This is a genomic window from Agrobacterium sp. lyk4-40-TYG-31 (assembly GCF_030209855.1).
GTDB classification, from domain to species: Bacteria; Pseudomonadota; Alphaproteobacteria; order Rhizobiales; family Rhizobiaceae; genus Agrobacterium; species Agrobacterium vaccinii.
On the sequence record NZ_JARVRE010000004.1, the window covers coordinates 220,927 to 247,360 of the forward strand.

The window sequence follows — 26,434 nt, forward strand, 5'->3', positions numbered from 1 at the left end:
AAATGATGGACGAAACAGCCACAACCGAAACCGTCGCCGCCGCCGAACTGCGCCAGTTCATTGAGCGCATCGAGCGTCTCGAAGAAGAAAAGGCCGCGATTTCGGGCGATATCAAGGATGTGATGGGCGAAGCCAAGGGCCGCGGTTACGACACGAAGGCCATTCGCACGATCATCCGTCTGCGCAAGAAAGACGCCAACGAGCGTATCGAGGAAGAAACGATTTTGCAGACCTACATGGCCGCACTCGGCATGGAATGATCATGCTTATGGCAAGGCCTTGGCCTCGCCACAGCTTCATCTAAAAAATCCTGATGGCGGCTGCTTTTGCGCCGCCATTTTTTATTCAGGGCGTGCCAGTCGAGTGGGATAATTCCCTTCAACTGGGACATGCTCTCTCGCCGCCTCAGTCCTCCGGCGCGAAAAACGCGTCGATGGCGGCTAGGGCCTGGGTGCGATAGACATCCCGTTCCAGAAACAATTCGTGGCGGGCGCCGGTGATGGGGATGAGTTGGGCAGCGCGGAAGTTGCGGGAAAGTTCTTCCAGCGCGGCGTAGCGGGAGATGGTGTCGAGCATCGGCGCGAGGATGAGTGTGGGGACGGTGATCCTGGTCAGATGATCCTGTCTCGTTACCCAGGGCATGGTCTTCAACACTTCGAACAGCCAGCGCGCCGTGGGAGCACCGATGAAGAGTTCGGGATGTTTGAGGCCGATGGACGCATTGCGGGCAAAGCGCACCGGGTCCGATGTCAGGGGATTGCCCTCGAACTGGCGTTCTCGCTGGTCCTTGCCCAGTTGGACGCCGCCAAAGCCGGTGAGGGTCAGCAGTGTAGCGATGATCCTGATCCACCCTGCTGGCAGCGACTGGCCGCTGAGCGACACGAAGGGTGAGCTCAGCACCATCCGCTCGATGCGGTTGGACAGCATCGGTGCAACGGAAAGGGCGGCAAGTCCGCCGGTGGAATGGGCGATCATGAAAAAGGGCAAGCGCGCGTCGGGAAGCACCACCTGCTCTAAAAACAGCGAGATATCCTTGCCGTAATCGGCAAAGCGTCGGACGTAACCAGCCTGCACTTTCTTCAGCAGCCGGTCCGATCCGCCCTGTCCGCGCGTGTCGAAGGTGGCGACCCAGAAGCCTTTTGCGGTGAGGTCGTTGATCGTCTCGAAATATTTCTCGATACATTCGTTGCGACCATGCAGCAGCACAATCGTGCCGCGCGCCACGGACCGGCTGGAGCGGAAAATGGCGTAGCGCAGCTTTCTGTTTTTGTGACCGGTGAAGAAGCCTGCAATGTGGTTTTCGGGCACGGGGTTGCCCGGGGTGGCGTGCAATATGGCTTCGGTCATGGGTGCTGTTTCCGACTTGGCACTGAGAAGGTGTTTCAGAACGGGATAGGTGGCGGGCCGGTTGGCGTCAAAGGAAAAGGTGCGCATTGCGGGAAAAATTGCCGGAACCGTCGGTGTTAGCAGTCGCGGTTCCGGCGAAGATGACAGAAGAAGAAGGGACGTTACACTTCTGCCGCCGGAGATAGCCTCCGATGCTGCTTATTTAGCGATGGTAAAATGAACGATTTCGGAATCTCTCGTTCAGATAAAGTTCACATCGCAGCTGGGGCGAAAAATCCTCTTGAACTCCGCGACAGGCCTTCCCATCTCTTGGTCACGGTCGCCAGAACGGGGCCGTATCCGGTCACTCATCGCCCAAACGGGGTGAGGGCCATAACCGCAAACAGTCGCTTCCTAGGAGGACACCATGCGTCACGTTGATTTTTCCCCACTTTACCGCTCCACAGTCGGTTTCGACCGTCTTTTCTCCATGCTCGATGGTCTTGGCCAGCCGGAGCAGGCACAGGCCTACCCGCCCTACAACATAGAGCGCACCGGCGAAAACACCTACCGCATCACCATGGCGGTCGCTGGCTTTGACGAGAACGAACTCAGCATCGAGTCTCGCGCCAACGTGTTGACGGTCAAGGCTGAAAAGGCAGAAGACACCAAGGACAATGAGGGCGAATTCCTCTATCGCGGCATTGCCAAGCGCGCCTTTGAGCGCCGCTTCCAGCTTGCCGATCACGTCGAGGTACAGAACGCTTCTCTGAAGAACGGCCTGCTGCACATCGATCTCTTCCGCAACATTCCAGAAGCGATGAAACCACGTCGCATCGCGATTGTTTCAGACGTGACGGATGAGCCAAAGCAGATCGAAGCGCAGGTTACGCCAACACAGGTCAACTGATCTTCTCATCCGATGATACGAACGGCCCCTTGCGGGGCCGTTTTTGTTTACGCTTCCGGCAGTACAAGCTCGTCGGCTATGCGCTGCGATTTTTCCTTGGCCTTGTTGGCATAGCGTTGCGCAATCACGGCGCAGGCCATCAACTGAATCTGGTGAAACAGCATGATCGGCAGCACAATGGCGCCGATGCTCTGACCCGCGAAGATCGCGCCCGCCATCGGCACACCGCTCGCAAGGCTTTTCTTGGAGCCGCAGAAGGTGATGGTGATTTCGTCTTCTTTCTTGAAGCCCAGCAGACGACTGCCGAACATAGTGACGCACAAAACAACCGCTAGCAGGAGCATATTGATGCCGATGAGGACGGCAATGTCTCGCAGGGTGAATTCCTTCCAGATACCTTCGATGACGGCTTCACTGAAGGCGAGATAGACGACCATCAGGATGGAGCCGCGATCCACCGGAGACAGCAGTGTCTTGCGGGCGCGTATCCAGTCGCCGATCCATGGCTGGAGCAACTGACCTGCGATGAAGGGCAGCAGCAATTGCAGGAAAATCTGGGCGAACGCATCCAGTGAAAAGCCTCCACCCTGACCACCGACGGTAAACAGCAAACCGACCAGCAGCGGTGTCAGGAACATGCCGAAAATATTGGAGGCCGACGCCGAGCAAATTGCAGCTGGGACATTGCCACCTGCCATGGAAGTGAACGCGATGGAGGATTGCACCGTAGACGGCAGCACACACAGAAAGAGGACGCCGAGGTAGAGCGGGGCGGGTAGGATGCTTTCAGGGATATAACCCAACCCGACGCCGAGCAGCGGAAACAGGCCAAAGGTGACGAGCAGAATGGCGAGATGCAGACGCCAATGCAAAATGCCCGCAACAACGACGTCCCGTGCCAGCCGTGCACCATGCAGAAAGAACAGCAGTGCAATCGCACATTTGGTCGCGATAGAGAAATAATGCGCCGGCTCTCCGCTGATCGGCAGCAGTGAAGCAACGATGACAGTGGCAACCAGCATCATGGTGAAGCGGTCTGGCAGGAAGCGGGACATGGTGGGACGTCTTTCCGTTATTCGGTTTCGTCTTGAACTCGTGCGCAGTATCGCTCATCATGAAACGAGATGCAAAAACTAACAGTTATCACGTTCCAGGATGATCATGCTGAACCTCCAACACCTCGCCAGTTTCATTGCGCTGGAACAGACCATGAGTTTCACCCACGCCGCAGAACGCCTGGGGATCGGCCAGTCCACGCTCAGCCAGCATATTCAACGGCTGGAAGCCTTTCTCGGTCAACGCCTGATCGCGCGTGATACCCACCGCGTGCGCCTGACGCCAGAGGGGGAGGCCTTGCTGGGGTACGCCCGCAACATGCTGGATATCAATAACAAGGTCGCGGCTTTGTTCGGTGAAAGCAGGCTGCGTGGCCGCCTGCGCCTCGGCGTCTCCGAAGACTTCGTCGCCAGTCGCCTGACCGTCATTCTGGAGGAGTTCACGCGGCTCTACCCGCTGGTCGATCTTGAGCTGACGGTGGCACTCAGCGGCTCTCTTTACGAAATGCAGGACAATGGTGAGCTGGATGTGGTGCTGGCCAAAAGAAGGCTGGGCGATCACCTCGGCCATTTCCTCTACCGTGAACCGCTGGTCTGGCTGGCAAAAGACCCGGATGCCGTTTTGTCGCGCGAAAACGCCCTGCCGCTTATCGCATTCCCGCCGCCAAGCATCACCCGCAAGGCAGCCCAGGAAGCGCTCGACCGCGCCAGTGTCGCCTGGCGCATCGTCTGCACCTGCGGCAGCCTCAGCGGCCTAACCGCCGCCGCGCGCGCCGGAATGGGCGTTCTGGTCCAGCCCCGCAGCATGGCCCCATCGGGCTTGCGGGAGCTGCCGAAGGGCGCGCTTCCGGCACTGGAAGATGTGGAATTCGTGCTCCAGCCGAGGAAGGGGGCTGATGCGGAACTGGTGGAGGCACTGTCAAAACTGGTGATGGCGAAAGGGATGGTGCCGGGGAGTGTTGTATAAGTTTATGCTTCTGCCGTTCCGGCCTTATTTGCCAAGCCCACTGACGTCATCCTCGGGCCTGTCCCGAGGATCCAATCACGTTGCCAAAACCGAGAGGTGGATAGATCCTCGGGTCAAGCCCGAGGATGACGCATGGCGCGAGTTTTGCGCACATCAGACCTTGTTGGCCTCAAGCCCCGCCACAAATCCGCAAGAAATCATCCACGTCGTTTTCCAGCGTTGCAAAGCTGGTCACAAGCCTGATGAGCTGTTCGTTCTCGCCCACAGGTTCCGGCATGTCATGCGGCACGGGCCAGTCGTAGAAGCTGGCACCGGCTTCTTTGGCGGCCTTGGCCTTGTCCTTGTTCAGCACCACAAAAAGCTCGTTGGATTGGGTCGGCCAGGCCAGGCGTGCACTGTTGGAAGCCGACAGGCCTTCGCGCAGGCGGGTTGCCATAGCGTTGGCGTGGGCGGCCAGTTCCAGCCAGAGATCATCCTTGAAATAGGCATCGAATTGGGCGGCCATGAAGCGGGTTTTGGAGAAGAGCTGGGCGGAGCGCTTGCGGATGAAGGGCAGGTCTTCTGCGGTTTTCGGGTCCATGTAGACGATGGCTTCGGCGCACCAGCAACCGTTCTTTGTCGCGCCGAAGGAGAGAATATCGACGCCGCGCTTCCATGTCATTTCGGCTGGTGTCGTGTTCAGCGCCATCATAGCGTTGCCGAAACGCGCGCCGTCCATATGCAAGGGAACGCCAGCCTTTTTGGCAATTGCCGAGATGGCGTCGATTTCATCGAGTTCGTAAACCGTGCCCTGTTCGGTCGCCTGGGTCAGCGTCACCAGCATCGGCTGGCCCTGATGGATGGAGCCGGGCGGGAAGCGGCCGATGGCGGCTTCGAGGTTTTTCGGCAGCATTTTGCCGTTGGGTCCGGCGACCGGCATCAGGCGCGAGGCGTTGGAAAAATAGACCGGCGCGCCGCATTCGTCTTCGATGACATGCGCTTCGGAGTGACAAAAAGCGATGCCGCCGGGGCGGGCGACGCTGGCCATGGCCAGAGAATTGGCAGCGGTGCCGGTGCCGACGAAGAAGACAGCGACTTCGCGCTCGAAAATCTCGTTGAAGCGCTTCTCGATGGCGCGGTCCAGTTCGCTTGTGCCGTAGGCGGCGGCAAAGCGGGTGGATTCCTTCATCAGCCGCTCATTGATGGCGGGGTGGGCGCCTGCCCAGTTGTCGGAAGCAAAAAACATGGGTCTGCACTTTCGATGAGTTGACGATGGCGGGAGTGGCTGGTCTGCCAAACGATTGTCGTTTTATGGCCTTATCTTCGGGAACGCAAATCCGGCAATGAAAGCAACGATTTCGTGGTTTTTCCGGAAGAAAATTGCGCGAAGATTCACGACCGAGACATTTAGCGTCATTTTGTACGTTTATAAAATGTTGAGGTGGACTTGCAGAGCGCGGCCGTTTCTGTCAAAATCCAACCAGAATTAAGACAGCAATGCTGTCCTAAATTGACAAGCGGAAGCGAAACCACTATCCGGAAACGGTGAAGAGGTCGAGCGCCCGCCTCTCTGCGTGAAGCCATGCAACCTGTTGCAGGAGGGACGAAAAATGACGATCAAGCTGGAAGGCGAAAACGCCGCGGCGATGTTGACCAATGACTGTCCGACGAGCGCCCAGCCCAAGGCTGCCGTGCGCGCGACGATTGGTGGTCTGCCTCCAAAGCAGGGTCTTTATGATCCGCGCAACGAGCATGATGCCTGCGGCGTCGGCTTCGTCGCCCATATGAAGGGCCAGAAGTCGCACCAGATCGTCAAGGATGGGCTGTTCATTCTCGAAAACCTGACCCACCGCGGTGCCGTCGGTGCCGACCCCTTGATGGGCGATGGTGCGGGCATTCTGGTGCAAATTCCCGACAAATTCTTCCGCGAAGAAATGGCGCTTCAGGGCGTCACACTGCCGAAGGCTGGCGAATATGCCGTTGGCCACATCTTCATGTCGCGCGATGCAGCCCAGATCGAGCACTATAAGAAGGTCATCATCGACGTTGTTGCCGATGCGGGACAGCAATTCCTCGGCTTCCGTGATGTTCCAGTCGACAACTCCTCTCTGTCGGAAGCGCCCGATATCGCTGCAACAGAGCCGCACCATGTGCAGGTCTTCATCGGTGCTGGCCGCGATGCCGCAACCAATGCCGATTTCGAGCGTCAGCTGTTCTTGATCCGCAAGGTCATTTCCAACACCATCTATGATGCAGGCGGCGGCAAGGAAGCGCAGGATTTCTATCCGGTATCGCTGTCCTCCTCGACCATCGTCTACAAGGGCATGTTCTTGGCCTATCAGGTCGGCGCCTACTACAAGGATCTGTCCGACCCGCGTTTCGAAAGTGCCGTGGCACTCGTCCACCAGCGTTTCTCGACCAACACCTTCCCATCCTGGAAGCTGGCGCACCCGTACCGCATGGTGGCCCATAACGGCGAAATCAACACGCTGCGCGGCAACGTCAACTGGATGGCGGCGCGTCAGGCTTCCGTTGCCTCGCCGCTGTTTGGCGAAGATATCTCCAAGCTCTGGCCGATTTCCTATGAGGGACAGTCGGACACCGCCTGCTTCGACAACGCGCTCGAATTCCTCGTGCGCGGCGGCTATTCCATGGCGCATGCCGTGATGATGCTGATCCCCGAGGCGTGGGCTGGCAACCAGTCCATGTCGCCGGAACGCAAGGCGTTTTACGAATATCACGCCGCGCTGATGGAGCCATGGGATGGCCCGGCCGCCGTTGCCTTTACCGATGGCAAGCAGATTGGCGCGACGCTGGACCGCAACGGTCTGCGTCCGGCCCGTTATCTCGTCACCGATGACGACCGCATCATCATGGCATCCGAAGCCGGTACCTTGCCAGTGCCGGAAGAGCGCATCATCAAGAAGTGGCGTTTGCAGCCCGGCAAGATGCTGTTGATCGACATGGAAAAGGGCGCGATCATCTCCGATGAGGACGTGAAGCGCGAACTCGCGACCAAGCACCCTTACCGCACATGGCTGGATCGCACCCAGCTGATCCTCGAAGACCTGAAGCCTGTCGAGCCACGCGCGCTGCGCCGCGACGTGTCTCTGCTCGACCGCCAGCAGGCCTTTGGTTACACCAGCGAAGACACCAAGCTTTTGATGTCGCCGATGGCGACGACTGGTCAAGAAGCCATCGGCTCGATGGGTACCGACACGCCGATTTCGGCCATGTCGTCCAAGTCCAAGCTGCTTTATACCTATTTCAAGCAGAACTTCGCGCAGGTTACCAACCCGCCGATCGACCCGATCCGCGAAGAGCTGGTGATGAGCCTCGTCTCCTTCATCGGTCCACGCCCGAACATTCTGGACCATGAGGGTGCCGCCCGCGCCAAGCGTCTGGAAGTGCGCCAGCCGATCCTGACCAATGGCGATCTGGAAAAGATCCGCTCCATCGGCCACACAGAAGACCGTTTCGATACCAAGACGCTGGACTTCACCTATGATGTGGAGCGTGGCGCCGAAGGCATGCCTGAAATGCTGGACCGTCTCTGCGAGCGTGCGGAATCCGCCGTGCGCGGTGGTTACAACATCATCGTGTTGTCTGACCGTCAGCTTGGGCCTGACCGCATCGCCATCCCAGCGCTGCTGGCCACCGCTGCCGTCCACCATCACCTCATCCGCAAGGGTCTGCGGACATCGGTCGGTCTCGTCGTCGAAACTGGCGAGCCGCGTGAAGTCCACCATTTCTGCCTGCTGGCAGGTTATGGTGCCGAAGCCATCAACCCATACCTCGCCTTCGATACGCTCCTGGACATGCACAAGCACGGCGCCTTCCCCAAGGAAGTGTCCGACGACGAAGTGGTTTATCGCTACATCAAGGCTGTCGGTAAGGGCATTCTCAAGGTCATGTCCAAGATGGGCATTTCCACCTACCAGTCCTATTGCGGCGCGCAAATCTTCGACGCCGTCGGCCTGTCCTCGGAGTTCATCGAGCAATATTTCTTCGGCACCGCCACGCAAATCGAAGGCGTTGGCTTGACGGAAATTGCCCAGGAAACCGTATCGCGTCACACCGACGCCTTCGGCAAGGACCCGATCCTTGCCAGCACGCTGGATATCGGTGGCGAATATGCCTACCGCATGCGCGGCGAAAGCCATGCCTGGAGCCCGGATGCGGTTGCCACCTTGCAGCATGCCGTGCGCGGCAACAGCCAGGAGCGCTACCGCGAATTCGCCGAGATGGTGAACGACACCAACCTGCGCATGAACACTATTCGCGGTCTGTTCAAGCTCAAGGGTGCCGAAGCGCTCGGTCGCAAGCCGATCTCTGTCGATGAAGTCGAGCCTGCCGTCGATATCGTCAAGCGCTTCTCCACCGGTGCCATGTCCTTCGGCTCTATCAGCCGTGAGGCGCACACCACGCTGGCCATCGCCATGAACCGCATTGGCGGCAAGTCGAACACGGGCGAGGGCGGCGAAGAATCCGACCGTTACCTGCCGCTGCTCAACGGCAATCCGAACCCGGAACGCTCCGCCATCAAGCAGATCGCGTCTGGTCGTTTCGGCGTAACGACGGAATATCTCGTCAACGCGGATATGTTGCAGATCAAGGTCGCGCAGGGTGCCAAGCCCGGCGAAGGTGGCCAGTTGCCCGGCCACAAGGTGGATGCAACGGTTGCCAAGACCCGTCACTCCACACCGGGCGTCGGTCTCATTTCCCCGCCGCCGCACCATGATATCTATTCCATCGAAGATCTGGCGCAGCTGATCTACGACCTTAAGAACGTCAACCCGGAAGCCGATGTTTCGGTGAAGCTCGTCTCCGAAGTCGGCGTCGGTACGGTTGCGGCTGGCGTTGCCAAGGCGCGCGCCGACCACATCACCGTGTCCGGTTTTGACGGGGGCACGGGTGCGTCGCCGCTGACATCGCTCAAGCATGCCGGTTCTCCATGGGAAATTGGCCTTGCCGAGACCCAGCAGACGCTTGTCATGAACGGCCTTCGGTCGCGCATCGCCTTGCAGGTGGATGGCGGCTTGAAAACGGGCCGGGATGTCATCATTGGCGCGCTCTTAGGCGCCGATGAATTCGGTTTCGCGACGGCTCCGTTGATCGCGGCTGGCTGCATCATGATGCGCAAGTGCCACCTCAACACCTGCCCTGTCGGCGTTGCCACGCAGGACCCGGTTCTGCGCAAGCGCTTCAAGGGTGCGCCGGAACACGTCATCAACTACTTCTTCTTCGTCGCCGAAGAAGTGCGCGAAATCTTGGCATCCCTTGGCGTGTCCAAGCTGGATGAGATCATCGGTGCTTCCGAACTGCTCGAAAAGGATGAGATGCTGGCCCACTGGAAGGCCAAGGGGCTCGACTTCAGCCGCATCTTCCACAAGGTCGATGCGCCCAAGGAAGCGACCTATTGGACAGAGCGCCAGAAGCACCCGATTGACGATATTCTCGACCGCAAGCTGATCGAGAAGTCCATGCCGTCTCTCGAAAACCGCGAGCCGGTGGTCTTCGAAGTGCCGATCAAGAACGTCGACCGTTCCGCCGGTGCGATGCTCTCGGGCGCGCTGGCCAAGCGTTGGGGCCATAAGGGTCTGAAGGACGATACCATCCACGTGCTGCTGCGCGGCACGGCGGGTCAGTCCTTCGGCGCGTTTCTCGCTCGCGGCATCACGTTCGATCTGGTGGGTGACGGCAACGACTATGTCGGCAAGGGTCTCTCGGGTGGCCGCATCATCGTGCGTCCACCGGAAAATGCCCGCATCGTCGCGGAAAACTCGATCATCGTCGGCAACACGGTGCTTTATGGCGCCATCACCGGCGAGTGCTATTTCCGTGGTGTGGCAGGTGAACGTTTCGCTGTTCGCAACTCTGGCGCTATCGCCGTTGTCGAAGGCGTGGGTGACCATGGCTGCGAATATATGACGGGCGGCATCGTCGTGGTCCTAGGTGAAACCGGCCGCAACTTCGCAGCCGGCATGTCCGGTGGCGTGGCCTATGTGTTGGATGAGCAGGGCGATTTTGCCAAGCGCTGCAACATGGCCATGGTCGAGCTGGAGCCGGTGCCGGAAGAAGACGACATGCTGGAAAAGTTGCACCATCACGGCGGCGACCTCATGCACAAGGGACGTGTGGACGTCTCCGAAGACATGACGCGCCACGACGAGGAGCGCCTCTATCAGATGATTTCCAACCACTTCCACTACACCAACTCCAACCGCGCCAAGGACATCCTCGACCGCTGGAGCGAGTTCCGCCCGAAATTCCGCAAGGTCATGCCGGTCGAATACCGCCGTGCCCTTGAGGATATGGAACGGATGAAGCTGGGCGTTGCTGCGGAGTAATCCGACACGTGAAGTCACTACACCGATTGATCTCGCTGACGATCACGCTCGCCGTTCTCACGGCGATCTATTTTACGAGCGGCGAGATCAGACTTGAATTCATTGTATTGGGGGCGGCTATGGGTGGCGCTTACTGGTACTGGGGCCCGACAGGCGCTCCACTTTGATGTGAGGATTAGACATGGGCAAGGTTACAGGTTTTCTGGAAATAGATCGTCAGGTTGGCAAGTATCAGCCGGCGTCGGATCGTATTCGCCATTTCCGGGAATTCACCATTCCCATGTCGGACCCGGAAGTGCAGAAGCAGGCGGCGCGCTGCATGGACTGTGGCATTCCCTATTGCCATGGCCCGACCGGCTGCCCGGTGCACAACCAGATCCCCGACTGGAACGATCTGGTCTATAATAACAATTGGGAAGAGGCGATCCGCAACCTCCACTCCACCAACAACTTCCCGGAGTTCACCGGCCGTGTCTGTCCCGCCCCTTGCGAGGAAGCCTGCACGCTGAACCTCGAAGATGCGCCGGTGGCGATCAAGACGGTCGAGCAGGCGATTGCGGATAAGGCCTATGAACTGGGCTTCATCGTGCCCAAGCCTGCTACGGTTCACACCGGCAAGAAGGTTGTCATCATCGGTTCTGGCCCGGCAGGTCTGGCGGCGGCCCAGCAGTTGGGGCGTGCGGGCCATGATGTGCATGTCTATGAGCGCGAATCCAAGGCTGGCGGCTTGCTGCGCTACGGCATTCCCGACTTCAAGATGGAGAAGAACTTCATCGACCGCCGCGTCGAGCAGATCAAGGGTGAGGGCGTGACCTTCCATTACGGCGTCAATGTCGGTGTTGATATGACCGTCGAAACGCTACTCGCGGAACACGATGCCGTGCTCTATTGCGGCGGTTCAGAAACACCGCGTCCTGCCGGTATCGGCGGCACGGAGTTCCACGGCGTGCATGATGCCATGCCGTATCTCGTGCAGCAGAACCGCCGCGTTGGTCGCGAAAGCATCGACAGCGTCGGCTGGCCTTCCGATCCGATCCTTGCCGGTGGCAAGCATGTCGTGGTCGTCGGCGGTGGCGATACGGCGTCGGACTGCGTCGGCACGGCGTTCCGTCAGGGCGCTGTAAAAGTCACGCAGCTCGACATTCGCCCCATGCCGCCGGAGAAGGAAGACAAGCTTGCCGTCTGGCCTTACTGGGCAACCAAGATGCGCACGTCCTCGTCTCAGGCGGAAGGTGCCGCCCGCGAATTTCAGGTCGCAACGCTCGAGTTCGTCGGTGACGAAGACGGCGTGCTGACAGGCGTGAAGTGCTGCCAGGTGGATGAGCGCCGCAAGCCCATCGCGGGCACGGAATTCATCATCAAGGCCGATCTCGCCTTCATCGCCATCGGCTTCTCCGGCCCCGCTACCGATAGCGTTCTGAAAGAGATGGATGGCAAGCTGACGCTCAACACAGACCGTCGCGGCTCCACCAACGTCGTCGCCAACGACAAGGACTACAAGACCTCGGTCGACAAGATGTGGGTTGCAGGCGACGTGCGCCGCGGACAGTCGCTGGTTGTCTGGGCCATCCGCGAAGGCCGCCAGGCCGCGCGTGCCATTGATGAGGCACTGATGGGCGTAACGCTTCTGCCGAGCTGAGGCATTGCGATTGAAGAATTTGAATCTCCGAGGGTCGCTCCTTCGGAGGTTTTTTGAAGGCAAGATGTCGTCCTTCGGGTATCAGCTAGTTTTGACTCACCAGAAGCCTGATGCCCGCAAACGCGAAAAATGTACCCAGTGCGGCTTGAATGGAGCGGCGTGACTTCGAGTAGAGCTTCACCATGGTTTGCGTTGAAAATGCGATAGCATAAAGCAGGTGGATAACAATCGACAGGAAGGACGTACCGGCAACGATGACCAGTGCGACACAGCCAGGGGTATCATTTGTTATCCCCAGCGAAATGATTGCGATCCAAGTGAGGGCAGCTTTGGGATTCGTAAGTTGGATGGTTAGGCCTCTCACCCAATATCCCCAAGTCGTACACCTTCCGCCGGAAAGCTCCCTGGCTTCGATATCATGGCTGGACAATGCCGATCTGAACGATTTGAAGGCGAGATAGATGAGGTAGAGCCCTCCACCAATTTTTATCGCTGTCAGTGCCATTGCGTAAGTCGATCTCAATGCCGATAGGCCAAAAACGGTCGCGCTCGCCCAGCAAAGAGAGCCAGTGGCAATACCCAACGCGAGTGCCATTGCGGGCAACCTACCAACGCTCATGGATGTGCCAATAACAGCCAGAACATTGGGGCCGGGACTAGCGATCCCCAAAAGAAAAGCGCCATACGCAAATAATATTCCGGGTAGATAAATAGAAACTTCGCTCATCGATATCTCCTTTAAAACAACCAGTTGAGGCTGGTTTACAGGAGCCGTTGCCTTCGATGTTTCGGGCTCTACCGAAGTTTCAATTTATAAACTTACTTCGCCGCCGTCTCCGCAGGCGCTGGCACGCGGTAATCGTCGACGCGCCCCAGCGGGGCGTCGTCCATAAGTCCGCGTTTGGTTAGTTTTTCGCGGGGGGATTCCATGACGGAGAGTTTGGGAGGGGTTTTGCCTCCCAATAGCACATCGCCACCATCGAGGTCGGGGTCGGTGAGGCTGATAGGCTGGGTGCGGACCTGTTGGGCGTCGATGCCGAGTGCGGGGAGCGAGGTGAGCGCTGGTAGGTTGCTTCCGTCGAGTTTCATCAGGTCGGGGCCTGCGCCATCCAGGTGGCGGCGGACGAATTTTTCGACGTAGAAGGCGAGTTTTTGTTTGCCCGCCTGCGTCATGCCGATGCCGTCTGCCTCGCGCAGGCGCGCCTGCTGGCCGTTGACATCGGACCCGGTTGTCACGAATTTTCCGGCCTCATCGACGAAGCCGTCCCAGACATCCACGAATTCTCCGCCTGCCTTTTCGATATGGCTGCGGTACAGGCGGTTGAAATTGACAAAATCGGCGGTCAGCGAGGGCGACTGAAAGGCCGGAAGGCCGACCCAGAGAACGGGTACCTGCTGACGTTTGGCCAGCGTAATCAGCGCATCGATGCGGCGTTCATATTCCTTGAGCCAGAGATCGGTGCCATATTTTTCCTTGTCATCGCCGATGACCATCTGCTGGCGGTCATTGGAGCCCAGCATGATGATGATGGTGGCAGGGCTGGTTTCCTTGATGAATTGCGGAAGGTTGGAAAACCAGTCGTAATAATCCGTGCGCACAAGGCCGGAGGAACCGTTGGAGCGCACATCCACGGCAATGGCGGGTGAGCTTTCAAAGGTCGAAACCAGCGCTTCGCCCATGGCCCCGGCCAGAAAGTCACCGATGACGAGAACGCGGCGTGCATTTTCAAGCTTGGCAACCGGGCCGGGCTTTTCAGTACGCATCTGGACCACGGATGGCGTCTTGCGCGGGGCCTGTGGACGGGTCACAGCGCGATTTTCCCGTGAGGGCTGTCTGCGCATTCTCGGCTGCTCTCTGTCAGGCGCATACATGCGATCATCGCGCCGGTTGGGGCTGCCGAACATCATCTCGAACAGGGTGCGACGCTCACGCATTTCCTGTGCGTGGGCAACCTGCGATGTCACCGGCAGGCAGATGACGAGGGACAGAAACACGGCACTGCTGCGCCGTGTTATCCTCCAAAAATTGCCTGCAGTCTTGTGCACCACGGCGTTAGCCTCCCGGGCGTTTTTTATTGTCTTCTAAGTTTGAGGCCGCAAGCCAAGTCTGTCAATTGCGCAGGGCGCGCAGCAGCAGGCGCGAGGGCTCGCCGTCATTTTCCATGCCCATGCGTTTCTGGATGGCGCTGATGGCCGCCTTGGAACCGGAGCCGAAATTGCCGTCGACCTCGCCGTCGTAATAGCCGAGTTCTTTCATGCGGGTCTGCAATTCGAACTTTTCCTTCACATCTAGCGTATTGTCCGGGCGTGGCCAGCGCTGCTGCATGCCGCCGGTTCCAGCGATTTCATCCGCCAGAAGGCCAACGGCCAGCGCGTAGCTATCCGACGAATTGTATTTCTTGATGGTGAAAAAGTTCTTCGTCATCAGGAAGCCTGGGCCATTGGCACCGCCCTGCATTTTCAGCATGGCGCGGTCTGCACCGCGTGGAAAGCCCTTGCCGCTGGGGCGCACGAAACCGAGCTTCTGCCACTCGGCCATGCTCTTTGTCTGGCCCTCATAACGTCCGCCACCATTTGGAACGACGGTTTCGTAACCCCAGGTGCGGCCCGGTTCCCAACCGTTTTTGGCCAAGAGATTGGCAGCCGTTGCCAGCGCATCGGGAATGGAGTGCCAGATGTCACGCTTGCCGTTACCATCGGCATCAACCGCATAAAGCAGATAGCTGGTGGGAATGAACTGTGTGTGGCCCATGGCACCAGCCCAGGAGCCGGTCAACTGCTTTGGCGTCACGTCGCCGTTCTGAAGGATTTTCAGGGCTGCGATCAGCTGCGTGCGGGCGAATTTTCCGCGTCTGGGGTCCGAATAGGCAAGGGTTGCCAGCGCCTGCGGAATATTGTGCAGGCGTTCCGGCTTTTCCAGAACCGCGCCGTAATTGGATTCCATCGACCAGATGGCGAGGATGACGTGCTTGTCCACCTTGAAGTTCCGCTCGATCCAGTTGAGCGTGGTGGCATGCTTCATCTTCATTTCGCGGCCGATGCGCACCGTGTAAGGGTTGACGCGGCTATCGACGTAATCCCAGATCTTGGTGGTGAATTCCGGCTGGAAGGTTGCCTTGCGCAGCGCATCCGGGTCAGGCTCTGTCACACCGGCAAATGCCTTTTGATAGGTCGATTTGCTGATGCCTTCCTTGGCGGCAGTGGCGTAGAACTGGTTGATCCACTGGCGGAAGCCTGCATCGGCGTTCGCTGTTGCAGGCGCAAGCGCGATTGCGATACCCGCAAACGCGATGCAGCCAAATTTGCGGATGGGGGAAAGGATCAGCTTTTTCATCGGCAGTCTTTCGTTTCTCTCGAATTTCAGTTCGATTGCGAGATACGCATCGGGCTTAGCGATGTTTTAGCAATTCAAAGTCAACAAATTCTTTACCATTAACCAAAGGTAACGTCATCTTTTACAAAAGTTTGCCACTTTTGGGATAACAAAGTCGTGCGCGATTATTGATGCAGTTGAGTCTCCCAGGAGGAACGTGTGGTAGAACAGAAGAAAATTCGGAAAGCAGTTTTCCCGGTGGCGGGTCTTGGAACGCGTTTCCTGCCGGCAACCAAGGCGGTTCCGAAGGAAATGCTGACCGTGGTCGACAAGCCGGTCATCCAATATGTGGTGGATGAGGCAGCCGAAGCCGGTATCGAGCATTTCGTTTTCGTAACGGGCCGCGGGAAAGGGGTGATCGAAGACTACTTCGACATTCAGTTCGAACTTGAGCAGATGCTGCGCGAGCGCAACAAGAATGCCGAACTGACTCTGCTGGCCGGTCTTCTGCCAAAGGCGGGCACGGCAAGCTTCACGCGTCAACAGGTGCCGCTCGGCCTTGGCCACGCTGTCTGGTGTGCGCGTGACATTGTCGGCGACGAGCCGTTTGCGGTACTGTTGCCTGACATGATCATGCACTCAGAAAAAAGCTGCCTCAAGGGCATGGTCGATCTTTACGACCAGACCGGTGGCAACGTCGTGGCGGTTCAGGAATGCGAGCCCGACCAGACGCACAAATACGGTATTGTCGGTGTTGGTGACGCCGTGGGCAATGACGGTTTCAAGATCACGCAGATGGTGGAAAAGCCAGCCAAGGGCACGGCTCCTTCCAACTTCTACATCAATGGCCGTTATATCCTGCAGCCGGAGATTTTCGACATTCTTGAAAACCAGGAACGTGGTGCGGGCAACGAGATTCAGTTGACCGATGGCATGTTGACGCTGGCGAAATCCCAGGAATTTGCCGGTTACAGCTTCAACGGCGAAACATTCGATTGCGGCGCCAAGGATGGCTTCATCCTCGCCAATGTCGCTTTCGCGCTGGAACGCGGCGATATTCGCCCAACCATCGAGGGACCTTTGAAGGCCCTCGTCGACAGGCTGAAGTGATAGTTTTCTATCGAAATGCAGATATCCCGGCCTCGCGCCGGGATTTTTGTTTCAGCGCCGCAGGTTCAGACCGGCGCCGATGCGCCACTGCCTGTTGTCGGTTACGGGAGTCGTCTCGTAGCTGATATCGGTGGTCAGATCGAGATATCGGTTGATGCTCCATGTCAGCCCGGCCCCGGCGACATATTCGGTTTCATCCTGAATGCTGGATGTGAGGTAGGAGCGGCGCTCTATTCCGGCGGTCAGTCTTGCCACGAGATCGCTTCGCAACTGCTGCGTCAGGCCAGCCGTCAACTGCCGAGAAATCCAGCCGCCGCTTGCGCCGCCCGCGAAATCCTCGATGGTGGTGCGAAGGCCCAGGCTGATATTCGTGCCGCGCTGCGGTGACCATACGACATTGCCATCCATGGTCAGCGCGTCGATGGCGGAAAGCCTGTTGTCGTCATAACCCTTGCGGAGATAGCCGATGGCCGCTTCGCCCTTCAGCTTCTCGCCCAGATCGATCTGCGCACCCACTTTTGCGCCGTAGGATTGGGATGACCGTTCATAACCGGTGTTGTCCCGCGTCTGGTCGTAGTTCGTCAGGCCAGCCGTGACTTCGAGGAAGGGTATGAGGGCAGGGGACAGCTCGTAACCCAGCCTTCCGCGAATGCCTGCGCCGTAGCGGTCGCGATCGCTGAGGCTGATCGCCTGCCCGTTGACGCCTTTTGCATCCGTGTAAATGGTGCGGGAAAGATCGAGCGCCGCAAGGGCTTTCAATATACCGACATTGCGCTCCACGGATGCGCCGCCGGTAAACACATGTTCGCCGCCCTGCACCGAAGCGCCGGAGACGGCGTTTGGATCATTGGTATCTTCACGGCTGAAGGCATATCCGGCTGTGAGGTGTGCTTCCGTGCCATCGCCAAGGTCGAGGCGCAGATCGGCACCGATATTGGCGCTCGGCTCCTCTCCGGCGCTGCTGCCGCCGAGATTGCGTTGATAGGCCCCGTCGCCGGTGATCGTCAGTGCGTGGCGGGCCCAGTCACTGGTCAGCGTGCCGCGAATTTCCGAGGTCAGATAGTTGCGGCTTGTGGAGCCGTTGGCGAATGTCTTGTTCTCATGGTTCAGCGTCTGGCTGATCGAGGGGCGCAGGGTCAGTGTTCCCACGCGGATGCCGGGGGCGGTGCCATCGTCTATCGTTGCGTTCTCGCCGCCATCGACGGTTGGCTCAAACGTGTTTTCGCGGGTATCGATGGATTCGATCGCTTCATCTGTCGGCTCGACCACCGCGCCGCCGGGTGTATAGGGTGGGCGAACGCCGCCCGTCGTGGTCGTGTCGCCGGTGCGGTCGGTCTGGGCTTGCTGTCGCGGGATGCTGTTGCTGTCAGGATCGATGACGGACAGATCGTTCTGGCCAAAGTAGGGGTCTGCGCTGGTCAAAGGGCGTGTGGTGGCAGGCGATGTCTGCGGCGGCGTGGCTGTCTGCGCAAACGCCTCCACCGCCGGGCACAGCACGGTGCAAGCCAGCAGCGCTGCCGCTGCCTTCCGCCACGTCGACAGACGTCCTGCGGTGCTTTTATCAACCATGCTCACTTCGACCCGTTTCCATTTATTACCCGAAAGTAAAAGCATGTGGTTAACATCTGGTTGACCAATGCAGCATGATAGTCGTCAAACTGCGCGACTGGCCGATAGACACCGTTTATTGAAAAGAGTATCAGTCCGGGCATGATTACGAGAGCTGTCACACTGGTTGAAAACGATGCCGTCGAGTCTGCATTGCGGACCGTGTCCGTCGAGAAGAATGGCCTGATTGCGCTGGAAAACGCGCTTCTGGGCGGACTTGGAGATGGTTTCGCGCGGGCCGTGGAGACCATCGGTAAATCCGGCGGACGGCTCATCATCACGGGTGTTGGCAAGAGCGGGCATATCGGTGCCAAGCTCGCAGCGACCTTCGCGTCCACGGGAACGCCTGCCTTCTTCGTGCATGCGGCAGAAGCCAACCACGGCGATCTGGGTATGATCGGCGGCAATGATGTGGTGCTGGCCATTTCCAAGGGCGGTGAGAGCGCCGAGCTTCGCAGCATCATCAACTACACCCGCCGCTTCTCCATTCCGCTGATTGCGCTGACTTGCGCGCCCGATGCCTCTCTCGCGAAGTCGTCAGATATCGTGCTGCTGATCCCGAACGAGCAGGAGGCGTGCCCGCACGGTCTTGCGCCCACCACCTCGACCATGATGCAGCTCGCGCTGGGGGATGCGTTGGCCATCGCGTTGCTGGAAGCGCGCAGCTTTACCGCGGGTGATTTCCGCGTCTTTCATCCGGGCGGAAAACTCGGTGCTAGCCTCGCGCTGGTCGGCGACATCATGCACACGGGCGAGCGCCTGCCGCTGGTGGCCAAGGGCACGCCGCTTCAGGACGCCATCGGCGTTCTGGCGCGCAAGCATTTCGGTTGCGTGGCTGTGCTGGATGATGAGGGGCGTCTCTGCGGCATCGTCACCGAGGGCGACATGGCGCGCAACTTGACGCGCAATCTATCTGAGCTTGCCGTCGATGATATCATGACGGCAACCCCTAAGACGGTGACCAAAAACGTTCTGGCAACGGCTGCGCTAGCGACGCTGGAAAAGCATCATATCGGTGCGCTGATCGTGATCGATGAAGACAACCGCCCCATCGGCCTGGTGCACTTCCACGATCTCTTGCGCATAGGCGTCGCTTAAGGCATCGCCTTTTGCTAACCGGCTGATGTTAGCTGCGCGTTCCGGCCAGCTTCTCCGAGAGATCACTGGCTTCCTTCTGTGCTTCCTTGTCGGCAGGATAGATCGCGAGGTATTGCTCCCATACCTTCAAAGCGAGTTCGTTGCGCTCGGAGCTTTCGAGAATATTGGCAAGGCTGGCGAGGGCCGGGAAATAGCGTGGCTCTTTTTCCAGTGTTCGGTTCAGGTCCGACATGGCCTTGCGCGTGTCGCCGTCGGCAAAATGCACCAATGCGCGGCGATACCATGCCTCGGCATAATCCGGCTCCAGTAGAATCGCCTGATCCAGAAAATCGTAAGTCGCGGCCTTGCGCTTTTCTTCGGCGGCTTCCTGCGACCATTTCATCAGGAGATTGATGGTTGCACTGCCCGAATCGGTCCACTCGCCGACGATCTCGTTGGCGATGACACGTGCCTTCTGGGCATCGCGTTCTTTCTTGAGACTGGAAAACAGGCCGGTTACCGCGTCGTCGGATAGCGTTGCCGGTGGTGTCGTCGCTTGAGCCGTGGGTGGCGAATCGGGAGCAGGGGAGGCCGTCGTCAGAGGCTCGGCGCTCGCAGATGTTGCGAGACAGACGGCGAGAAAGGCGTAAAAACAAAACTGGCGCATACGGACAGGATAATCCGGCTGCGCCAATTATGAAATCAAATTTTGTGGTCTATCAACAATGTGATCCGCCACGACAAGGCGGGCACAGATACAACCCGTAATCAGCCCTGACGAGCCTTGAAACGTGGGTTCATCTTGTTGATGATGTAGACGCGGCCCTTGCGGCGAACCAGACGGTTATCGCGGTGACGGGCCTTAAGCGCTTTAAGCGAGTTCTTGATCTTCATTTTACTGGTCCGCAGTTTGGCGTGACGCTTCTTGCCACGCATATCTAAACAATCAAAAACGCGCTACGAGGGCGCGCTCTTTTCGGTTGGCAGGCAATTACCTTGTCATCCCCAGCGTGTCAACACGCTAAGAGTCAATTTGGCTGGAAACACCGGGTTTTCCGGCATTCACGAGTTGTGTCACGTGGCCCATCTTGCGGCCTGCACGCGCTTCCGTCTTGCCGTAGAGATGCACGAGGCAGTCCTTTTGGGCGAGCCATCGCGGCACATCGTCAACGTCATCGCCGATCAGATTGGTCATGACGCAGTCCGAATGGCGCTCAGTGGAGCCGGGGACGAGCCCTGCAACGGCGCGAATATGCTGCTCGAACTGCGAGACCACGCAGGCGGCCTCCGTCCAGTGGCCGGTGTTGTGAACGCGGGGGGCCATTTCATTGGCCACCAGCGATCCATCCGCCAGCACGAAGAACTCGATGCCGACGACGCCGATATAATCTAGGGCTGCCAGCAGCTTTTCCGCTGATTCCACCGCAACGGTTGTCGCAGCATCGGAAAGCTGCGCCGGAACCGTCGATGTGTGGAGAATGCCGCTCAGGTGCACGTTTTCGGCCGGGTCGTAGCAGGTAACGGTGCCATCCAGAAAGCGTGCGGCGATGATCGATATCTCACGCTCGAAGGCAACGAAGCTCTCCAGAATGAGCGGTACGCTGCCCAGTGCATCGAACGCACCGGTCAGGTCTTCGCCACCCTTGAAGACACGCTGGCCCTTGCCGTCATACCCCATGCGGCGGGTCTTCAGAACGCCCTTGCCGCCGAATTCGGATAGCGCTGCTTCCAGTTCGGCCTGATTGTCCACTTGACGAAAGCCGGCGGTTGGAATGCCGCAATCGTTGAGGAAGCTCTTTTCCGTCAAGCGGTCCTGCGAGGCGCTGAGTGCGCGCGGGGGCGGGTAGACGGCGACCGAGGCGGCCAGCATTTCGGCGGCAACCACCGGCACGTTTTCAAACTCGTAGGTAACGACATCGCACACGCTGGCAAGTTCGCTCAGAGCCTTTTCGTCGTCATAGGCGGCGACGATCTGCCGGTTGCAGACCTGTGCAGCGGGACAGTCGGCCTGTGGCTCCAACACGATGGTGCGGAAGTTGAGGCGGGCTGCGGCCATGGCCAGCATACGCGCGAGCTGACCGCCACCGATAATGCCGATGGTTCGTGATTTGCCTGACGTCGTTGCTGTCATTGCGCGCTATCCAGGGGATATTCGGCAATCGCTGCCGTCTGGCGGGCACGGTAGTCATCCAGCCGGTCGGCGAGGTCTTCGTCCGATAGCGCAAGCACCGCTGCGGCCAGAAGGGCGGCGTTGATGGCGCCCGCGCGACCGATGGCCAGTGTGCCGACAGGAATGCCGGCTGGCATCTGCACGATAGAATAGAGGCTATCCTGTCCAGACATGGTCTTGGACTGCACGGGAACACCGAACACCGGAAGCGGCGTCAGCGCTGCTGTCATGCCCGGCAGATGGGCCGCACCACCGGCACCGGCGATGATGACCTTGAAGCCTTCTTCGCGCGCGCCGCTGGCAAAGCTGAACATGCGCTCGGGCGTGCGGTGGGCGGAAATGATGCGGGCTTCATATTCCACGTCCAGCGCATCCAGCGTGTCGGCGGCGTTTTTCATTGTTTCCCAGTCGGACTGGCTTCCCATGATGATGGCGACGGGCGGTGTCTCTGTGCTCAACGGTCTCTCCGTATCAGGCAATGATGTCGGGGATAATCTGGTCTTCGATCTGGGTCATCTTGTCCTTGATGACCAGCTTCTTCTTCTTCATCCGCTGAATGCGCAAGGCTTCGCAGTTGGTCTGGATCATGGCGTTGATCGCCGCATCGTAATCTTCATGTTCCTGGCGAAGTCGCGCAAGTACCAGCCGAACGTCGGCCTGATCCTGATCGGGCATCTCTTGTCTTCCCCATATGGTACAACCGGACCGCCATCCGGCCATTTTGTTGTCGGTCTTCGTGCCTGTACCACCAAATGACGGTAACGGGAAGTTTCCCGTGTCAGCATTTTGCCCAGATATTGCCTTGATTTCTCCTTCGACAAGGGAGGCGTTCCATGTCACATTGGTGTCGTAAACCTGAAACTCCAGCGATGGAGCGCTGGAGGTAGGTTCAACAAGGAAGGACGTGCCGCATGACCATTCAGGCTCATATAGCATCGCTGGAAAAGAAACACGGTGCTCTTGAGGAGGAGCTCGAAACCGTTCTCGCTTCCCCCTCTTCGGATGATAAGCAGATTGTGGATCTTAAACGCAAAAAACTGCGCCTGAAGGACGAAATGCAGAGGCTGCAAGCCTCCACGAAGCATTAAATTTCCAATATCTTTGTTGCCTGACGTCAGTTTCGTTTACGTCGCAGCCTGAAAGCCCGGCTCTGATTGCTATCGCGATCAGGGCCTTTTGTTTGGCCTGTTCAGACCACGGCGTCCCACAGCAATTTCAGGGCCGCCAGCAGAACCATCGTATACATCAGCGGATAAAACACTGCTGGTTTCAGATACCGCACCACCCGCGCACCCAGCATGGTCGAGACGATGGCGATCGGGAGCAATGTGAACGATGCGAGGAGGTTGGTGGTATCGATCGCTTCCAGTGCGAAGTAGGAGACGAGCTTGATGGCGTTGACGATGGCAAAGAAGCGAACGGAAAGGCCGGTGTAGCTTTTCGGGTCAAGCTTCAGCGGCATTACGTAAATCTGAAATGGCGGTCCACCGGCATGCGCAACGAAGCTGCAATAGCCTGAAAACGAGCCCCAAAGTGTCGCCTTGGCGCGGTTTTGAGGTTTTGCGACCACCTCCACCTTGTGGCCTTTGACGAAACGTTCGTAGAAATATTGGGCCACGAAGGCGATGGTGACGATGGCCAGCATGAAACGCATCGTATCTGCAGAGATGATGGCAGAGGTCGCCCATCCCACAGCGATGCCGGTCAGGGCGCCGGGCAGCAAGATCAGCAGCGTTTCGCGATGATTGTAGTGCCGCCAGGCCCATAGAGCGACGAGGTCCATGGCGATCAGGATCGGCAGGAAGATTGCCGCAGCCTGCACCGGTGGAACCGCCAGCGCCAGAAGTGGCACACCCATTAGCCCCAGTGCGCCGCCCAATCCACCTTTGGACAGGCCGACGAGTGCGACTGCGGGAATGGCAACGAGGAAAAAATGGAAATCGGTCAGCATGGATGGACGGTTGATCCTTTTGTCTGTCCGGTTTATCGGAAGTATGACATGAAAACGAGTGCAGATTGCGCGTGAAGCGTTCTGTCTGCGGAAATGGAAAAACCGATGACTGCCCCCAAAGATCGCTGCCGCCTCGTTTTGATCGTTCCAGCGCATGACGATGTCGCCCATCAGGCCAGCACATTGGCTGATGCGCTGCGGGGCGGGGATGTCGCGTCTGTCATAATTCCGCAATACGGTCTCGACGATGCGACCTTTCAGAAACGTGCCGAAACGCTGGTGCCAATGGTTCAGGAAGCCGGTGCTGCGGCGCTGGTTGCGGGCGACAGCCGCACGGCAAGCCGCGTGAAGGCAGATGGCCTGCATGTCATCGGCGGTGCCGAAGCTCTGTCCGAGGCTGTCGAGAACTTCGCACCCAAGCTCATCGTCGGCGGTGGCAATGCAGATGACCGCCACAAGGCGCTGGAGCAGGGCGAAAGCAACCCCGACTACATGTTCTTCGGCAAGCTGGAAGGCGATATCAAGCCGGAAGCGCACCCCAAGAATATGGCGCTGGGCGAATGGTGGGCTTCCATGATCGAGATTCCCGCCATCGTCATGGGCGGTTCGGATGTCGCCTCTGTCGTCCCCGTTGCTGAAACCGGCGTCGAATTCGTGGCGTTGCGACTGGCGGTGTTTGACCATGCCGCGGGCGCGGCTCAGGCGGTTGCCGAAGCGAATGCGTTGCTTGACGAAAAAGCGCCACGGTTTGGCGGTTGATACACGCGATGATCGCTCGCTTGCTTCGTTTCCGTCTCTCTGCCACAGCCCTCGCACTTGCCGGGTTTGTGCTGCCGCATGCCGCTTTTGCACAAGACCAGCAGCAGCCGCTGTTGCCGGGTGTTGAGACGCAGACCACGCCTGACGACGCGACGCCGATGGGCGAGGACACGGATTTCGGCCCCGCCAGTAAGCCAGCACCCGACGTCCTGTCGCGCCCTTCTGAGGCGGATGCCGAACCGATCCGCAAAGGACGCGTGGGCTCCGAAGAGCAGAAGGATTTGCAGCCATCGGGCGGCGTCAATGTCTATCAGCGCATGGGGGCGGAACTGCCCGCACTTCCGCCCGAGAAAAAGTTTACCGGCAAGATCGACGAGGCCTACGGCCATTATCAGCGCGGCGAATATGTCCAGGCGCTGTCCAAGGCGCTGACCCGAGCCCAGACAGGTGATGCCGCCGCCCAGACACTGGTGGCCGAAATGATGTCGCGCGGCTTTGGTATCGCCCGCGACGACAAGACGGCGGCCTTCTGGTACGAGCAGGGGGCCAAGGGTGGCGATCCCGTCGCGATGTTCAAATTCGCTTTGCTGTTGATGGAAGGCAAACTGGTCAAGCACGACAAGACACTGGCCGATGACTACATGCGCCGCGCAGCCGAGGCGGGCAATGCCGAGGCGGAATTCAACTGGGCGCAGATCCTCGTGTCGCAGACGCCGGGGCCGAACGGCCTGCATGCGGCCCTGCCGTTTTACGAAAAATCCGCCGAGAAGGGCGTCGCGGATGCCCAATATGCGGTGTCCCAGCTTTATTTCAGCCTGAAAGACGTTCCGCCGGAAAAAAAGGCGAAGGCGCGTGACTGGTTGACGCGCGCTGCAAAGGCCGGGTTCGACACCGCACAGGTGGATCTCGGCATATGGCTGGTGAACGGGACAGGCGGCGAACGAAACTTGGAAGAAGGCTTCCGCTGGCTCTACGGTGCCGCCCAGCGCGGTAATGTCGTGGCGCAGAACAAGGTCGCGCATCTCTACGTTCAGGCGCTGGGTACCAAGCCCGACCCGGTGGAAGCCGCGAAATGGTACGTGCTGTCTCGTCGTGCAGGCCTGAAGGACCCCGGTCTTGAGGATTTCTATCTGGGCATCGAAGAGGACCAGCAGAAGAAGGCGATCGAAGCAGCCAACCGCTTCCGGCCTGCCTGAGCTGCGGGCGGAATAGGCTTTTTGCCTTGAAATCCAGCGCGTTTTGTGGTCTTGAACCGCAAACTTTCCATCAGAAACCATATCCGCGTGCCTGCCAGCAATTTTGGCTAGCAGGTTTAGCCACCTTTCAGGAACATTTTTATGGCCCGTTCAGCCCTTCTCAATGTCATGGTTCAGGCCGCCCTCAAGGCCGGAAAATCGCTGTCGCGTGACTTCGGTGAAGTGCAGAACCTGCAGGTGTCGGTCAAGGGTCCCGGCGATTTCGTGTCGCAGGCCGACTTGAAAGCCGAAAAGATCGTTCATGACGAGCTGATGAAGGCCCGCCCGACCTATGACTTTCTGGGTGAAGAGGGTGGCGAGGAAAAGGGTTCTGATGGCGCACACCGCTGGATCGTCGATCCCTTGGATGGTACCACCAACTTCCTGCACGGCATTCCGCAGTTCGCCGTGTCCATCGCGCTGGAGCGCAATGGCGAAGTCGTCGCGGGCGTGATCTTCAACCCGGCGACGGACGAGCTTTATACCGCCGAGCGTGGCGGCGGCGCGTTCCTCAACGATCGCCGCATTCGCGTTGCTGCACGCAAGCAGATCACCGATTGCGTCGTCAGTTGCGGCGTTCCGCATCTGGGCCGTGGCGATCACGGTAAGTTCCTTGTCGAGCTTCGTCACGTCATGGGCGAAGTGGCTGGCGTGCGTCGTTTCGGCGCCGCATCGCTTGATCTCGCCTATGTCGCCGCCGGCCGCCTCGATGGCTTCTGGGAAACCGGTCTTGCACCATGGGACATCGCAGCTGGCCTCGTTCTCATCCGTGAAGCGGGCGGTTTCGTTAGCGACATGAAGGGCGGACAGGACATTTTCGACAATGGCAGCGTCATCGCTGGCAACGAATATATCCACAGGGCGCTGACGGAAGTGGTCAATCGTCCGGTTCCGGGCCGTTAAGACATCCTCCACCGTCATACCGGCCCTGAGCCGGTATCCAGCAGCGCCGCGTCTGCGGTGCAAAAGAGTACTTTGCGATCAA

General features: G+C 58.8%; 25 protein-coding genes. 12 read left to right on the forward strand and 13 right to left on the reverse strand.

The features are described from left to right. The first annotated feature begins 2 nt into the window (after positions 1-2). Positions 3-260 (forward strand): DUF2312 domain-containing protein, encoded by a 258-nt coding sequence (locus QRN55_RS06295; RefSeq protein WP_103089095.1) that lies wholly within the window; start codon positions 3-5, stop codon positions 258-260. Between the two features lie 145 nt (positions 261-405). On the opposite strand, the gene QRN55_RS06300 is transcribed toward QRN55_RS06295, so the two are convergent. Further along, a complete protein-coding gene (locus tag QRN55_RS06300; RefSeq protein WP_284775769.1) occupies positions 406-1,347 on the reverse strand; it encodes an alpha/beta fold hydrolase in 942 nt (313 codons plus the stop codon). A gap of 406 nt (positions 1,348-1,753) precedes the next feature. Here QRN55_RS06300 and QRN55_RS06305 point away from each other — a divergent pair, with 406 nt between their 5' ends. Then, complete coding sequence (locus QRN55_RS06305; protein ID WP_112498602.1) at positions 1,754-2,236, forward strand: Hsp20 family protein; 483 nt, start codon at positions 1,754-1,756, stop codon at positions 2,234-2,236. A gap of 47 nt (positions 2,237-2,283) precedes the next feature. On the opposite strand, the gene QRN55_RS06310 is transcribed toward QRN55_RS06305, so the two are convergent. Beyond that, complete coding sequence (locus tag QRN55_RS06310; protein ID WP_284775771.1) at positions 2,284-3,291, reverse strand: bile acid:sodium symporter family protein; 1,008 nt, start codon at positions 3,289-3,291, stop codon at positions 2,284-2,286. A gap of 106 nt (positions 3,292-3,397) precedes the next feature. On the opposite strand from QRN55_RS06310, the gene QRN55_RS06315 reads away from it, so the two are divergent. Continuing rightward, entirely contained in the window at positions 3,398-4,258 is an 861-nt protein-coding gene (locus tag QRN55_RS06315) for a LysR substrate-binding domain-containing protein (protein ID WP_284775773.1), read from the forward strand. A gap of 169 nt (positions 4,259-4,427) precedes the next feature. Here QRN55_RS06315 and QRN55_RS06320 read toward each other — a convergent pair whose 3' ends face one another. Continuing rightward, positions 4,428-5,483, reverse strand: coding sequence for a threonine aldolase family protein (locus QRN55_RS06320; protein ID WP_233135250.1), 1,056 nt, complete (start codon positions 5,481-5,483; stop codon positions 4,428-4,430). Positions 5,484-5,847: 364 nt separating this feature from the next. Here QRN55_RS06320 and gltB point away from each other — a divergent pair, with 364 nt between their 5' ends. The 3 genes from gltB to QRN55_RS06335 are packed head-to-tail and all read left to right on the forward strand — an operon-like array spanning position 5,848 to position 12,226. After that, on the forward strand, positions 5,848-10,587 hold the full coding sequence (gltB, locus tag QRN55_RS06325) for a glutamate synthase large subunit (RefSeq protein ID WP_284775776.1): 4,740 nt from the start codon (positions 5,848-5,850) through the stop codon (positions 10,585-10,587). Between the two features lie 8 nt (positions 10,588-10,595). Beyond that, a complete protein-coding gene (locus QRN55_RS06330; protein ID WP_284775778.1) occupies positions 10,596-10,754 on the forward strand; it encodes a hypothetical protein in 159 nt (52 codons plus the stop codon). 14 nt (positions 10,755-10,768) lie between these two features. Continuing rightward, the gene (locus tag QRN55_RS06335) at positions 10,769-12,226 is read left to right on the forward strand and encodes a glutamate synthase subunit beta (protein ID WP_284775779.1); all 1,458 of its coding nucleotides are present in this window, start codon (positions 10,769-10,771) and stop codon (positions 12,224-12,226) included. An 85-nt stretch (positions 12,227-12,311) separates the two neighbouring features. Here QRN55_RS06335 and QRN55_RS06340 read toward each other — a convergent pair whose 3' ends face one another. The 3 genes from QRN55_RS06340 to QRN55_RS06350 all read right to left on the reverse strand — a co-directional run bounded on the left by QRN55_RS06340 (position 12,312) and on the right by QRN55_RS06350 (position 15,560). Next, positions 12,312-12,953, reverse strand: a complete 642-nt coding sequence (locus QRN55_RS06340) for a LysE family translocator (protein WP_284775781.1) — start codon at positions 12,951-12,953, stop codon at positions 12,312-12,314. 92 nt (positions 12,954-13,045) lie between these two features. Beyond that, positions 13,046-14,275: an SGNH/GDSL hydrolase family protein gene (locus QRN55_RS06345; protein WP_284775783.1), complete on the reverse strand. Its 1,230-nt coding sequence runs from the start codon at positions 14,273-14,275 to the stop codon at positions 13,046-13,048. 61 nt (positions 14,276-14,336) lie between these two features. Further along, the gene (locus QRN55_RS06350; RefSeq protein ID WP_284775785.1) at positions 14,337-15,560 is read right to left on the reverse strand and encodes a lytic murein transglycosylase; all 1,224 of its coding nucleotides are present in this window, start codon (positions 15,558-15,560) and stop codon (positions 14,337-14,339) included. A gap of 198 nt (positions 15,561-15,758) precedes the next feature. Between QRN55_RS06350 and galU the strand changes: the two genes are divergently transcribed. Next, entirely contained in the window at positions 15,759-16,649 is an 891-nt protein-coding gene (galU, locus tag QRN55_RS06355) for a UTP--glucose-1-phosphate uridylyltransferase GalU (RefSeq protein WP_111837582.1), read from the forward strand. A 51-nt stretch (positions 16,650-16,700) separates the two neighbouring features. On the opposite strand, the gene QRN55_RS06360 is transcribed toward galU, so the two are convergent. Beyond that, positions 16,701-18,218 (reverse strand): outer membrane beta-barrel protein, encoded by a 1,518-nt coding sequence (locus QRN55_RS06360; protein WP_284775787.1) that lies wholly within the window; start codon positions 18,216-18,218, stop codon positions 16,701-16,703. A 141-nt stretch (positions 18,219-18,359) separates the two neighbouring features. Between QRN55_RS06360 and QRN55_RS06365 the strand changes: the two genes are divergently transcribed. Further along, positions 18,360-19,355: a KpsF/GutQ family sugar-phosphate isomerase gene (locus QRN55_RS06365; RefSeq protein WP_284775789.1), complete on the forward strand. Its 996-nt coding sequence runs from the start codon at positions 18,360-18,362 to the stop codon at positions 19,353-19,355. 28 nt (positions 19,356-19,383) lie between these two features. Here QRN55_RS06365 and QRN55_RS06370 read toward each other — a convergent pair whose 3' ends face one another. From QRN55_RS06370 to QRN55_RS06390, 5 genes are all read right to left on the reverse strand, one after another. Then, the gene (locus tag QRN55_RS06370; RefSeq protein ID WP_284775791.1) at positions 19,384-20,001 is read right to left on the reverse strand and encodes a tetratricopeptide repeat protein; all 618 of its coding nucleotides are present in this window, start codon (positions 19,999-20,001) and stop codon (positions 19,384-19,386) included. 101 nt (positions 20,002-20,102) lie between these two features. Next, positions 20,103-20,228 carry a type B 50S ribosomal protein L36 gene (gene ykgO / locus QRN55_RS06375; protein ID WP_007607121.1) on the reverse strand — a complete coding sequence of 42 codons (126 nt, stop codon included), beginning with the start codon at positions 20,226-20,228 and terminating at the stop codon, positions 20,103-20,105. A gap of 127 nt (positions 20,229-20,355) precedes the next feature. Beyond that, the gene (locus QRN55_RS06380; RefSeq protein ID WP_284775793.1) at positions 20,356-21,465 is read right to left on the reverse strand and encodes a 5-(carboxyamino)imidazole ribonucleotide synthase; all 1,110 of its coding nucleotides are present in this window, start codon (positions 21,463-21,465) and stop codon (positions 20,356-20,358) included. Continuing rightward, the gene (gene purE, locus QRN55_RS06385) at positions 21,462-21,929 is read right to left on the reverse strand and encodes a 5-(carboxyamino)imidazole ribonucleotide mutase (protein ID WP_200925557.1); all 468 of its coding nucleotides are present in this window, start codon (positions 21,927-21,929) and stop codon (positions 21,462-21,464) included. Before purE ends, QRN55_RS06380 begins: the two co-directional genes overlap by 4 nt. A 46-nt stretch (positions 21,930-21,975) precedes the next feature. After that, the gene (locus QRN55_RS06390; RefSeq protein WP_045228443.1) at positions 21,976-22,179 is read right to left on the reverse strand and encodes a YdcH family protein; all 204 of its coding nucleotides are present in this window, start codon (positions 22,177-22,179) and stop codon (positions 21,976-21,978) included. Between the two features lie 236 nt (positions 22,180-22,415). Here QRN55_RS06390 and QRN55_RS06395 point away from each other — a divergent pair, with 236 nt between their 5' ends. Then, positions 22,416-22,592, forward strand: a complete 177-nt coding sequence (locus QRN55_RS06395; RefSeq protein ID WP_111837586.1) for a YdcH family protein — start codon at positions 22,416-22,418, stop codon at positions 22,590-22,592. A gap of 101 nt (positions 22,593-22,693) precedes the next feature. Here the strand turns inward: QRN55_RS06395 and QRN55_RS06400 are convergent, their stop codons facing one another. Then, entirely contained in the window at positions 22,694-23,455 is a 762-nt protein-coding gene (locus QRN55_RS06400) for a sulfite exporter TauE/SafE family protein (protein WP_284775795.1), read from the reverse strand. Between the two features lie 105 nt (positions 23,456-23,560). Between QRN55_RS06400 and QRN55_RS06405 the strand changes: the two genes are divergently transcribed. From QRN55_RS06405 to QRN55_RS06415, 3 genes are all read left to right on the forward strand, one after another. After that, complete coding sequence (locus QRN55_RS06405) at positions 23,561-24,214, forward strand: thiamine phosphate synthase (RefSeq protein ID WP_111837588.1); 654 nt, start codon at positions 23,561-23,563, stop codon at positions 24,212-24,214. Between the two features lie 8 nt (positions 24,215-24,222). Further along, a complete protein-coding gene (locus tag QRN55_RS06410; RefSeq protein ID WP_502871298.1) occupies positions 24,223-25,410 on the forward strand; it encodes a tetratricopeptide repeat protein in 1,188 nt (395 codons plus the stop codon). Between the two features lie 141 nt (positions 25,411-25,551). Next, on the forward strand, positions 25,552-26,352 hold the full coding sequence (locus QRN55_RS06415; RefSeq protein ID WP_284775798.1) for an inositol monophosphatase family protein: 801 nt from the start codon (positions 25,552-25,554) through the stop codon (positions 26,350-26,352). Positions 26,353-26,434: the final 82 nt, after the last annotated feature.